The organism is Streptomyces sp. NPDC057697 (assembly GCF_042799335.1).
Classification (GTDB): Bacteria; Actinomycetota; Actinomycetes; order Streptomycetales; family Streptomycetaceae; genus Streptomyces.
In genome coordinates this window covers 884762-897147 of record NZ_JBHVJA010000001.1, presented here as the reverse complement: position 1 = coordinate 897147, position 12386 = coordinate 884762, and the positions used below count along the sequence as shown (strand labels likewise).

General features: G+C 70.6%; 10 protein-coding genes. All 10 read left to right on the top strand.

Annotated elements, in window-relative coordinates; translation table 11 throughout:
* The 10 genes from ACFVFH_RS03980 to ACFVFH_RS03935 all read left to right on the top strand — a co-directional run bounded on the left by ACFVFH_RS03980 (position 1) and on the right by ACFVFH_RS03935 (position 12354).
* On the top strand, positions 1-360 hold the full coding sequence (locus ACFVFH_RS03980; RefSeq protein ID WP_383762960.1) for a DUF4233 domain-containing protein: 360 nt from the start codon (positions 1-3) through the stop codon (positions 358-360).
* A gap of 96 nt (positions 361-456) precedes the next feature.
* Positions 457-870: a nucleoside-diphosphate kinase gene (gene ndk, locus ACFVFH_RS03975; protein ID WP_342283052.1), complete on the top strand. Its 414-nt coding sequence runs from the start codon at positions 457-459 to the stop codon at positions 868-870.
* Positions 871-1158: 288 nt separating this feature from the next.
* Complete coding sequence (locus ACFVFH_RS03970; protein ID WP_383762957.1) at positions 1159-2178, top strand: rod shape-determining protein; 1020 nt, start codon at positions 1159-1161, stop codon at positions 2176-2178.
* 147 nt (positions 2179-2325) lie between these two features.
* On the top strand, positions 2326-3378 hold the full coding sequence (gene mreC, locus ACFVFH_RS03965) for a rod shape-determining protein MreC (RefSeq protein ID WP_383762954.1): 1053 nt from the start codon (positions 2326-2328) through the stop codon (positions 3376-3378).
* Positions 3379-3389: 11 nt separating this feature from the next.
* Positions 3390-4052 (top strand): rod shape-determining protein MreD, encoded by a 663-nt coding sequence (gene mreD / locus ACFVFH_RS03960; RefSeq protein WP_093542577.1) that lies wholly within the window; start codon positions 3390-3392, stop codon positions 4050-4052.
* 61 nt (positions 4053-4113) lie between these two features.
* Positions 4114-6279: a penicillin-binding protein 2 gene (gene mrdA / locus ACFVFH_RS03955; RefSeq protein WP_383762951.1), complete on the top strand. Its 2166-nt coding sequence runs from the start codon at positions 4114-4116 to the stop codon at positions 6277-6279.
* Entirely contained in the window at positions 6279-7469 is a 1191-nt protein-coding gene (gene rodA, locus ACFVFH_RS03950; protein ID WP_383762948.1) for a rod shape-determining protein RodA, read from the top strand. The genes mrdA and rodA overlap by 1 nt, the downstream gene beginning before the upstream one ends.
* A gap of 51 nt (positions 7470-7520) precedes the next feature.
* Positions 7521-9041 carry a CHAD domain-containing protein gene (locus tag ACFVFH_RS03945; RefSeq protein ID WP_383762945.1) on the top strand — a complete coding sequence of 507 codons (1521 nt, stop codon included), beginning with the start codon at positions 7521-7523 and terminating at the stop codon, positions 9039-9041.
* A gap of 50 nt (positions 9042-9091) precedes the next feature.
* Positions 9092-11017 carry a TIGR03960 family B12-binding radical SAM protein gene (locus tag ACFVFH_RS03940; RefSeq protein ID WP_383762943.1) on the top strand — a complete coding sequence of 642 codons (1926 nt, stop codon included), beginning with the start codon at positions 9092-9094 and terminating at the stop codon, positions 11015-11017.
* Between the two features lie 554 nt (positions 11018-11571).
* Positions 11572-12354, top strand: coding sequence for a TIGR03936 family radical SAM-associated protein (locus ACFVFH_RS03935; protein WP_383762940.1), 783 nt, complete (start codon positions 11572-11574; stop codon positions 12352-12354).
* Positions 12355-12386: the final 32 nt, after the last annotated feature.

Here is a 12386-nt window from a genome sequence, read left to right as displayed (position 1 = left end):
ATGCGTACGCTCTGTGCATCCACGCTGATCGGCGAGTTCTTCGTGATCGGCTTCGCCGGACTCGTCGCGATGAAGTCCGACGACCTGACCCATGCCACGGTCTGGACGGTCTGCGGCATCGGCATGCTGCTCTCCGTGCTGCTCTGCGGGATGATCACCCGGCCCGGCGGGATACAGCTCGGCTGGGTGCTCCAGATCGCCCTGGTGCTGAGCGGCTTCGTGGTCCCGATGATGTTCATCCTCGGCGTGGTCTTCGCCGGTCTGTGGTGGGCCTCGGTGCACTACGGCCGCAAGATCGACGAGGCGAAGGCCCGCTGGGCGGCGGCGCAGGAGGCGGCCGAGGCACCGGCCGCGAGCTGACCCGGCGCCCGGTGGCCAAACCCGGGCGCCGCGCCGGGTCCGTGCCCCTGTAGCCTCGGTTCACCGCACCCGCATGCCTGCAAGGAGCCGCACACCATGACCCAGCGCACCCTCGTTCTCCTCAAGCCCGACGCTGTCCGGCGCGGACTGGTCGGCGAGATCGTCGGGCGGATCGAGCGGAAGGCCGGCTGGCGGATCACCGCACTGGAGCTGCGTACCCTCGACCGCGCCACGCTGGAGCAGCACTACGCCGAACACGTCGGCCGCCCGTTCTACGAGCCGCTCGTCGAGTTCATGCAGTCCGGCCCGATCGTGGCGCTGGTCGCCGAGGGCGAGCGGGTCATCGAGGGCATCCGTACGCTGGCCGGCCCCACCGACCCGATCGCCGCCGCGCCGGGCTCCATCCGAGGTGACTTCGGCACGATCACCCGGGAGAACCTCATCCACGCCTCGGACTCCGAGGAGTCCGCGGAGCGGGAACTGAAGCTCTTCTTCCCCGGAATCGTCTGATTCGCGATCGGCCGAACAGCGCTCAGCCCTGGGGCGACCGAATTAATTCGGTCGCCCTTCGGTATAGGGTCCGGGAACGCGGGAACGCATCCCTCCGACGCAACGTCACCATGAGTGGAACGGCCACCCGTTCCGCCCACAATGGCGAAGGACCCTCGCGCGGTGTCCGTCATTGCAGCACTACGATGGAATCTTCCACGCCCGCCGCGCTCACCTCGCCGACCAGAACAAGCCATATCGCTTTCTCGGAAGGCCCGACACATCCTCATGGGGAACAAGGGGAACTCAATGTCGTTCATCGGCCGTGACATGGCTATCGACCTCGGGACTGCCAACACGCTGGTGTACGTCAGGGGGCGCGGCATCGTTCTGAACGAGCCGTCCGTCGTGGCCATCAACACCAACACCGGCGGCATCCTGGCGGTCGGCTCGGAAGCCAAGAAGATGATCGGGCGTACACCGGGCAACATCGTTGCCGTACGGCCCCTGAAGGACGGCGTGATCGCCGACTTCGAGATCACCGAGCGAATGCTCCGCTATTTCATCCTGAAGATCCACAAGCGCCGCTACCTGGCCCGCCCGCGGGTCGTCGTCTGCGTGCCCTCCGGTATCACCGGGGTCGAGCGACGCGCCGTCATCGAGGCGTCGACGCAGGCCGGCGCACGCCAGGTGCACATCATCGAGGAGCCCATGGCGGCGGCCATCGGTTCCGGGCTGCCGGTCCACGAGGCCACCGGCAACATGGTCGTCGACATCGGTGGCGGCACCACCGAGGTCGCGGTCATCTCGCTGGGCGGAATCGTCACTGCCCAGTCGATCCGGACCGCCGGGGACGAGCTGGACAACGCGATCATCCAGCACGTCAAGAAGGAGTACTCGCTCCTCCTCGGCGAGCGCACCGCCGAACAGATCAAGATCACGATCGGTTCGGCGTACGACATGGACAAGGACGAGCACACCGAGATCCGTGGCCGCGACCTGGTCTCCGGACTGCCCAAGACCGTGGTCATCTCGGCCGCCGAGGTCCGCAAGGCCATCGAGGAACCGGTCAACGCGATCGTCGACGCGGTGAAGACCACGCTCGACAAGTGCCCGCCGGAGCTCTCCGGCGACGTCATGGACCGCGGCATCGTCCTCACCGGCGGCGGCGCGCTGCTGCGCGGGCTGGACGAGCGGCTGCGCCGCGAGACCGGCATGCCGATCCACATCGCGGAGGACCCGCTGGACTCGGTGGCCCTCGGATCCGGCAAGTGCGTCGAGGAGTTCGAGGCACTCCAGCAGGTGCTGGACGCCCAGCCCCGCAGGTGACCCACCCGCGGGTGGACGGCCCCGCGGGTGAGTGTTCCCGCGGGTGGACAACCCGGCGGTCTGCTGTACGGAACGCTGCCGCTCCGTACCGCCGATCGTTGATATACAGGCACGAACATTCCGACGAGGAAGGCACGGCCGCCGCACGTGAGGGACACACGAGAGAGCCGGCTGCTCCTGGTGCTGCTGATCGCCATCGCGTTCGCTTTGATCACGGTGGACATCCGCGGAGGCGAGGAGTCACCGGTGGACGGCGCCCGGCAGGCCGCCGCAGCGGCCTTCGGGCCGGTGGAGAACGGCGTCGCGGCAGCCGTCGACCCGGTGGGCAACGCCATAGGGGCGGTCCGCGACTCCGGGTCACGGCACGACCGGATCGCCGAGCTGGAACAGCAGAACGCCGCGCTCAAGACGAAGCTCGGCAGCGACGACCGCAACCGCAACCGGGTCCGTGACCTCGACCGGATGCTGAAGAAGTCGGCCGCCGGACAGTACGGCATCAAGGGCGCCGAGGTCATCGCCATAGGAGCGGCCCAGGGCTTCTCCTGGACGGTCACCATCGACGCGGGTTCCCACGACGGAATCAAGCGCGACATGACCGTCATCAACGGCGACGGACTGGTCGGCCGGGTCACCACCGTCGGCCCGGACACCTCCACGGTGCTCCTGGCCAACGACCCCGACTTCACCGTCGGGACCCGGATGGAGAAGACCGACGAACTCGGCTTCGCCACCGGCCAGGGCTCCCGGCCGCTGTCCGTCCAGTTCCTCAACGGCAAGGCCAAGGTGAAGAAGGGCGACCGGCTCGTCACCTTCGGCTCCAGCAAGGACAAGCCCTTCGTGCCGGGCGTCCCGGTCGGCGAGGTCGTCCGGGTCGACCCGTCCGGCGGCGGCCTGACCCGCACCGTCTACGTCCGTCCGTACGTCGGCTTCACCAAGCTCGACATCGTCGGCGTCGTGGTCCAGGCCCCGCGCGAGGACCCCCGCGACATGGTCCTGCCGAAGCCGCCGGCCAAGCCCGCCAAGCCGAAGCCCACCCCCACCGTCACCGTCACGATCTCGCCCAATGGCGACATCGTCGACACCGAGGGCAATGTCGTCGGGAACGTCCACGAGAGCCCGGACACCGGCAACAGCCCCGACCCGAACGGCACCGCGGACTCCACACCGGACACCGGCACCGCGGTCAACGAGCAGAGGTAGAGCTGATTCCCATGCGTCTGAACCGGATTCTGCTCTCCGTGGTCCTGGTCGTCGTCGCCCTCGTCGTCCAGGTCTCCGTGCTCGCCCGCCTCCAGCTCCCCGGCGCCGTGCCCGACCTGCTGCTCCTGGTGGTCCTCTCCCTCGCCTTCGTGTACGGGCACGTCAGCGGCGCCCTCATCGGCTTCGGCGCGGGACTCCTCGCCGACCTGGCACCCCCCGCCGACCACGCGGCCGGCCGCTACGCGCTGGTCCTCTGCGTCATCGGCTACCTCGCCGGGCTGGCGAAGCCCGAGAACGGGCAGCTGAAGTCGGCGATGGTCCCGATGCTGGGGGTGGTCGCCGCGGCGATCGGCTCGACGCTGCTGTACGCGCTGGTCGGCGCCCTCGTCGGGGACACGGCGGCCCGTCATGTCGGCCTCGGCAGCCTGCTGTTCACCGCCGCCGTCTACGACCTGCTCCTCGCGCCCTTCGTGGTTCCCCTGGTCATGGCCGTCGCCAGACGCACCGTGAACGATCCGCTCGCCGACACCTCGGGCGGCGGGGACGTGGCCGCGGGCTGGCTCGCCTCCGGCACCGGACTGCGCATCGGCAGCCAGCGCGGCGGACTGCGGGTCAAGGCCGCCCGCAACCGCGCCGCCCGCGCCGGACGCATCAAGGGGGTCAAGCGACTGTGAGGCCGCACCGCAGCCGGACCGCCCCGGGCACCTCCGGCCCGACCACCACCGGGGGCGCCCCGTGACCAACATCCCCGAGACCGGCCGCACCCAGCGGGTCCAGATCCGTCTCGTCGTCATCCAGGTCCTCGTCTTCTCCCTGCTGCTCACCCTCGGCGGGCGCCTGTGGTACCTCCAGATCCGCAACGGCCAGGAGTACAGCGACGAGGCGAAGAACAACCACGTCCAGCAGGTCGTCCAGCCCGCCGTCCGCGGCTCCATCCTCGACGCGCGCGGCGTGCCCCTCGCCGACAACGAGACCCGGCTGGTGGTCTCCGCCAGCCGCACCGAGCTGATGAAGATGAAGGACGACGGCAAGAGCGTCCTGACCCGGCTCGCCGACGTCCTCGGCATGAAGCCCAAGGAAGTCCTCGACAAGGTCCGGCTCTGCGACTCCAAGACGCCGCAGCCCTGCTGGAACGGCTCGCCGTACCAGCCGATCCCGGTCACCGACGAGGCCACCACCCAGCAGGCCCTCACGATCCGCGAACGCGCCGAGGACTTCCCCGGCATCACCGCCGAGCCCACCGCCGTACGCCGGTACGCGGCGCCCGGCAAGGCCAACACCGCGCAGGTCCTCGGCTACCTCTCGCCGGTCACCGACGAGGAGATCACCAAGGCCCAGAACACCGACTCGCCGTACCTCCGCTCCGACCAGGTCGGCCGCTCCGGACTGGAGCGCACCTACGACAAGGAACTGCGCGGCAAGGCCGGGGTCACCCGCTACGAGGTCGACAACCTCGGCCGGGTCATCGGCCAGGCGAAGAACGACAAGGCGGAGGCGGGCTCCAGCGTCATCACCTCCATCGACGCCCGGGTCCAGGCCGTCGCCGAGTACGAGCTCAACGACGCCATGAAGGTGGCCCGCCAGTCGTTCGACAAGAACACCGGCGAGAACTACAAGGCCGACTCCGGCGCCGTCGTCGTCATGGAGGCCAAGACCGGCCGCGTCGTCGCGATGGCCTCGCTGCCCAACTACGACCCCAACTCCTGGGTCGGCGGCATCTCCGCCAAGGACTACGCCAAGCTCACCGGCAAGAACTCCAACTTCCCGCTGCTGAACCGGGCCATCCAGGGCCAGGCCGCCCCCGGCTCGATCTTCAAGGTCATCTCCTCGACCGCCGCGGTCAACGCGGGCTACCCCTTCAACGGCAACTACCCCTGCCCCAGCTCGTACAACGTCGGCGGACAGACCTTCAAGAACTTCGAGTCCCAGGGGTACGGCGACATCACCATCGGCCGGGCCCTCGAAGTCTCCTGCGACACCGTGTACTACGGCATCGCGCACAAGGAGTGGCTGAAGGACGGCGGGATGAACCCCAAGAAGCACCCCAACGACTGGTTCTACAAGACCGCCCACCAGTTCGGCCTCGGCAAGGAGACCGGTATCGACCTCCCCAACGAGGTCAGCGGCCGCGTGCCCGACCGCAAGTGGAAGCAGGACTTCTACAAGGCGAACAAGGACGCCTGGTGCAAGCAGGGCAAGAAGGGCGGCACGTACGTCGAGCAGATCGCCTACGAGAACTGCCTCGAAGGCGACAAGATGCGCGCCGGTGACTCCGTCAACTACTCCATCGGCCAGGGCGACACACTCGTCACCCCGATCCAGATGGCCACCATCTACGCCGCGATCGCCAACGGCGGCACGCTCTACGACCCCACCGTCGGCAAGGCCATCGTCAGCGGCGACGGCAAGAGCGTCCAGGAGATCAAGCCCGAGTCGCACGGCAAGCTGCCCTTCTCCCGCAAGACCCGCAACGAGATCGACGGCGCCCTCGCGGGCGTCGCCACCCGGGGCTCGGCCGCCTGGCGGTTCGGCGGCTGGCCGCAGGACAAGATCCCGATGCACGCCAAGACGGGTACGGCCGAGGTCTACGGCAAGCAGACGACCTCCTGGTTCGCCTCGTACACCAAGGACTACTCGATCGTCATGACGATCTCCCAGGGCGGTACCGGGTCCGGCGCGTCCGGGCCCGCCGTGCGCCACATCTTCGACTCCCTCTACGGCCTCGACGAGACCGGCAAGCAGGACCTGAAGAAGGCGCTGCTGCCCACCCCGCAGAAGTCCCTGCCCAAGATCCAGCAGGACGGCTCGATCGACTCCCCGGAGATCAAGCCCTACCGTCCCGCCGTGCCGAAGACCCCGGACGGGCAGACCCTCGCCGCAGCGCTGGGGAGGCGCGACTGATGGCCGGCTTCTCCATCCAGCGCTACGCCCCCGAGCGCTCCACCTGGGGCAAACTCACCGCCCGCGACTCCGTGGTGCGCAAACTCGACTGGCCGCTGCTCGGGTCCGCGCTCGCGCTCTCGTTCATCGGCTCGCTGCTGGTCTACTCGGCGACCCGGGGGCGCGACTCGCTCACCCACGGCGATCCGTACTACTTCCTCCTCCGGCACGCCCTCAACACCGGCATCGGCTTCGCCCTGATGGTCGGCACGATCTGGCTCGGCCACCGCACCCTGCGCGGCGCCGTCCCGATCCTCTACGGGCTCTCGGTGCTCCTGGTGCTCGCGGTGCTCACCCCGCTCGGCGCCACCGTCAACGGCGCCCACGCCTGGATCATCATCGGCGGCGGCTTCTCGCTCCAGCCGTCCGAGTTCACCAAGATCACCATCATCCTGGTCATGGCGATGCTGCTCGCCGAGCGCGTCGACGCGGGCGACCAGCTCCACCCCGACCACCGGACCGTCGCCAAGGCCCTGGGCCTGGCGGCCGTCCCGATGGCCGTCGTCATGGGAATGCCGGACCTCGGCTCCGTGATGGTCATGGTCGTCATCGTGCTCGGCGTGCTCCTCGCCTCCGGCGCCTCGAACCGCTGGATCGGCGGCCTGCTCGGCGCGGGCGTGGCCGGCGCGATCGCGGTCTGGCAGCTCGGTCTGCTCGACGAGTACCAGATCGCCCGGTTCGCCGCCTTCGCCAACCCCGCGCTCGACCCGGCGGGCGTCGGCTACAACACCAACCAGGCCCGTATCGCGATCGGCTCCGGCGGCCTCTCCGGGACGGGCCTCTTCCACGGCACCCAGACCACCGGCCAGTTCGTCCCCGAGCAGCAGACCGACTTCGTCTTCACCGTCGCGGGCGAGGAGCTCGGCTTCCTCGGCGCCGGACTGATCCTGGTCCTGCTCGGCGTCGTCCTCTGGCGCGCCTGCCGGATCGCCCGCGAGACGACCGAGCTGTACGGCACGATAGTGGCCGCCGGGATCATCGCCTGGTTCGCCTTCCAGGCCTTCGAGAACATCGGGATGACGCTCGGCATCATGCCGGTCGCCGGGCTCCCGCTGCCGTTCGTGTCGTACGGAGGGTCCTCGATGTTCGCCGTCTGGGTGGCCGTCGGGCTGCTCCAGTCGATCAGGGTGCAGCGGCCGATAAGCGCCTGAGCCGGTCCGGGAAAACCGCCCATGAGCGGCGAACACGTCTAGATTCGGTTCATGGCGGACTCGAAGCGTGAGATCGAGCGGAAGTACGAAGCCGACCCGGCCACCCGGCTCCCGGACCTGACCCGGGTGGCCGGGGTCCACTCCGTCGCCCACCCGGGCGCCGTCGAACTGGACGCCGTGTACTACGACACCGTGGACCTCCGGCTCGCGGCGGACTCCCTCACCCTGCGCCGCCGCACCGGAGGCGCGGACGCCGGCTGGCACCTCAAGTTCCCCGTCGCCGCCGGCATCCGGGACGAGCTGCGGGAACCCCTCTCCGACACCCTGCCGCTCCCCTTCGCGCGGCTGCTGCGCTCCCGGGTCCGCGACCGCGCCCTCGTCCCCGTCGTCCGGCTGGTCTCCGCCCGCGACGTCCACCACCTCCTCGATGCCGACGGCGCCCTGCTCGCCGAGGTCGCCGTCGACCGGGTGCGGGCCGAGCGGCTGACCGGCGGCGGCGCCACGGCCGCCTGGACCGAGATCGAGGCCGAGCTCGCCGACGGCGGCGACCCCGCCTTCCTCGACGCCGTGGAACACCGGCTGCGCAAGGCCGGGATCCGCCCCTCCGCCGCACTGTCCAAGGCGGCCAGGGCACTCGCCGGGACCGGGCCGGAGCGCAGTACGGGCCCCGCCGACGAGCCCCGGCCGCGCACCGCGGGCGACCACGTCCTCGCCTACGTCCGGCACCAGGCCGAGGCGATCGTCGCCCTCGACCCCGCCGTGCGCCGCGACCTGCCCGACTCCGTGCACCGGATGCGGGTCGCCACCCGCAGGCTGCGCAGCGCGCTGCGGACGTACCGGAAGGTCCTCGACCGGGACGCCACCGGGCCGGTCGGCGACGAGCTGAAGTGGCTGGCCGCCGAGCTCGGCCGGGAGCGCGACCAGGAGGTGCTCGACGCCCGGCTGCGCGCCCGCCTCGACGGCCTGCCCCGCACCCTGGTCCTCGGCCCGGCCCGCGGACGGCTGCGCATCTGGTCGGTGGCCCGCCACGACGACTTCCGCCGCCGCACCCTCGCCGTGCTCGACGGGGCGCGGTACCTGGCGCTCCTGGAGGGCCTCGACGCCCTGCTCGCCGAACCGCCCCTGCTGCCCGCCGCCTCGCGCGCCCCCGGGCGCGTACTGCCCCGCGCCGTGCTGCGGGAGTACCGGCGCCTCGCGGCCCGCGTCGGCCACGCCCTGGAGCTCCCGCCCGGCCGCGACCGCGACATGGCCCTGCACGAGGCCCGCAAGGCCGCCAAACGCGCCCGGTACGCGGCGGAGGCGGCCCGGCCCGCGCTCGGCAGGCCCGCGGCGCGCTTCGCCGCACGGATGAAGGCCGTACAGAGCCTCCTCGGCGACCACCAGGACAGTGTGGTCGCCCGCGAGGCCCTGCGGACCCTGGCCGTCCAGGCGCAGGCGGCGGGGGAACCGTCCTTCACCTGGGGAGTGCTGTACGGACGGGAGGAGGCGGCCGCCTCTGCCGGGGAACGGGAGCTGCCGAAGGTGTGGAGAAGGGCGTCGGGGGCGCAACTGCGGGCGGCACTGGGGGGCTGAGCATCGGGGTACGCTTGATGGTCACCCCTGCCGGCTCTCGAAAGTGCGCGATGTCTGTCGATTCGGTCTTCCCACAGCTCGAAGCTCTGCTCCCGCATGTGCAGAAGCCCATCCAGTACGTCGGCGGTGAGCTCAACTCCACCGTCAAGCCGTGGGACGAATGCGACGTCCGCTGGGCATTGATGTACCCGGACGCGTACGAGGTCGGGCTCCCCAACCAGGGCGTCATGATCCTCTACGAGGTGCTCAACGAGCGCCAGGGCGTCCTCGCCGAGCGCACCTACAGCGTCTGGCCGGACCTGGAGGAGCTGATGCGCGAGCACCGGGTCCCGCAGTTCACCGTGGACAGCCACCGCCCGGTCAAGGCGTTCGACGTCTTCGGGCTGAGCTTCTCCACCGAGCTCGGCTACACCAACATGCTCACCGCGCTGGACCTCGCAGGCATCCCGCTGGAGGCCAAGGACCGCACGATCGACGACCCGATCGTCCTCGCGGGCGGCCACGCCGCGTTCAACCCCGAGCCGATCGCCGAGTTCATCGACTGCGCGGTCATCGGCGACGGCGAGCAGGCCGTCCTGGAGATCACCGAGATCGTCCGCGCCTGGAAGGCCGAGGGCCGCCCCGGCGGCCGCGAGGAGGTGCTCTTCCGCCTCGCGAGGACCGGTGGCGTCTACGTCCCGGGCTTCTACGACGTCGAGTACCTCCCGGACGGCCGCATCGGCCGCGTCGTGCCCAACAAGTCGGGCGTGCCGTGGCGGGTCTCCAAGCACACGGTGATGGACCTCGACGAGTGGCCGTACCCGAAGCAGCCCCTGGTCCCGCTCGCCGAGACCGTCCACGAGCGGATGTCCGTCGAGATCTTCCGCGGCTGCACCCGCGGCTGCCGCTTCTGCCAGGCCGGCATGATCACGCGCCCCGTGCGGGAGCGAAGCATCACCGGCATCGGCGACATGGTCGAGAAGGGCCTCAAGGCGACCGGCTTCGAGGAGGTCGGCCTCCTCTCGCTCTCCTCCGCGGACCACACCGAGATCGGTGAGATCGCCAAGGGCCTCGCCGACCGGTACACCGAGGACAAGATCGGCCTCTCGCTGCCGTCCACCCGTGTCGACGCGTTCAACGTGGACCTGGCCAACGAGCTGACCCGCAACGGCCGCCGCTCCGGTCTCACCTTCGCCCCCGAGGGCGGCTCCGAGCGGATGCGCAAGGTCATCAACAAGATGGTCTCCGAAGAGGACCTCATCCGTACCGTCGCCACCGCGTACGGCAACGGCTGGCGCCAGGTGAAGCTGTACTTCATGTGCGGACTGCCCACCGAGACCGACGAGGACGTCCTCCAGATCGGCGACATGGCGGTCAACGTCATCGCCAAGGGCCGCGAGGTCTCCGGCCAGAACGACATCCGCTGCACCGTCTCCATCGGTGGCTTCGTGCCCAAGCCGCACACGCCGTTCCAGTGGGCCCCGCAGCTGAGCGCCGAGGAGACCGACGCGCGCCTCACCAAGCTCCGTGACAAGATCCGCGGCGACAAGAAGTACGGCCGTTCCATCGGCTTCCGCTACCACGACGGCAAGCCCGGCATCGTCGAGGGCCTCCTCTCGCGTGGCGACCGCCGCGTCGGCTCCGTCATCCGCGCGGTCTACGAGTCCGGCGGCCGCTTCGACGGCTGGCGCGAGCACTTCAGCTACGACCGCTGGATGACCGCCGCCGAGAAGACGCTGCCCGGGTACGGCGTGGACGTCGACTGGTACACCACCCGCGAGCGCGCCTACGAGGAGGTCCTGCCCTGGGACCACCTGGACTCTGGCCTCGACAAGGACTGGCTCTGGGAGGACTGGCAGGACGCACTCGACGAGACCGAGGTCGACGACTGCCGCTGGACCCCCTGCTTCGACTGCGGCGTCTGCCCGCAGATGGACACCAGCATCCAGATCGGCCCGACCGGCAAGAAGCTGCTGCCGCTGTCGGTGGTGAAGTAGCCGCCGGACCCGGGCGGACGACAGCCGGGTGACGAAGGCCCGGTCCGGGGCGATCCGGACCGGGCCTTCGCGTCGTGTCCGGCACCGATCACGGCGAGCACGCCCCGGATCCCGGCGCTGGTCACCGGTCCTCGCCCCGCTGGGGCACGCGCGGGTGCCGGGGGTGCGGTGGCGGCCGTGGGCGCCCGCGCCCCGGAAGGGAGCCGCAGGGGCGGGCCGCGCGGCCGGTCGGCGCCGGGCTCGGCGCGCGGGACGGCGCTCCGGGCGCGCCGCGACGCCTGGCGCGTGCCGCCCGAGGGTCCGGGGTGCCCGAGCCCCGGGAACCGGGGAGGCCCCTTGCGCGTACTCTGGGTAGTACAACGACTGTGCCCAGCGCGGCGCCCGCATCAGAGATCTCCTCGCCCGGAAGACACGACGCCGAGCGGGGGTGAGCCCGGAGCGGACGCCCCGGGCCACCCGCATTTCGAGGGCGGCGCGCCACCGCGTCCGCCCCGCACCGAGGAGAAGAACCACTGGGCAAGCGACAGCCCGAAGGCCCGCCGCCCGCACCGGCAGTGCAGCGCATCCGACTGCGCTACACCAAGCGCGGCCGCCTCCGGTTCACCAGCCACCGTGACTTCCAGCGTGCCTTCGAGCGGGCCCTTCGCCGCTCCGAGGTGCCCATGGCCTACTCGGCCGGCTTCACCCCGCACCCGAAGGTGTCGTACGCCAACGCCGCCCCGACCGGCACGGGCAGTGAGGCCGAGTTCCTGGAGATCGCCCTCACCGAGGCCCGCGATCCGGCCGTCCTGCGGGATCTGCTCAACGACTCGCTCCCGGACGGCCTCGACATCACCGACGCCGTGGAGGCCCGCACCTCGGGTCTCGCCGACCGGCTGACCGCCTCCGTCTGGGAGCTCCGTCTCGACGGGGTCACCGTGGCGGACGCCACCGCGGCCGTGGCCGCCTTCAACGGGGCGGAGACCGTCGAGGTGCAGCGCCGTGCCAAGAACGGCATGCGCACCTTCGACGCCCGCGCCGCCGTGGTCGACCTCCAGGCTCTTGATCCACAGGCTGATAGGCCCGGGGACAAGCCTTGTGCGATACTGCGGCTGGTTGTTCGGCACGTGACACCTGCCGTGCGACCCGACGACGTCCTGTCCGGTCTCCACGTTGTGGCCGACCTGGCGCCGCCGGTCCCCGCAGCGGTGACCAGGCTGGCGCAGGGGCTCTTCGACGAGGAGTCCGGCACGGTGACCGACCCGCTCGCGCCCGACCGCGAGGCATCCCCGGCCGCTCCACACGCGGCCACCGGGACCGCCGTCGCGACGGCGCCGGAAGGTGCAGGTTCCGCGTAAGGCGGTCGTTGCAGCGCAGCCTTCGACCCGGG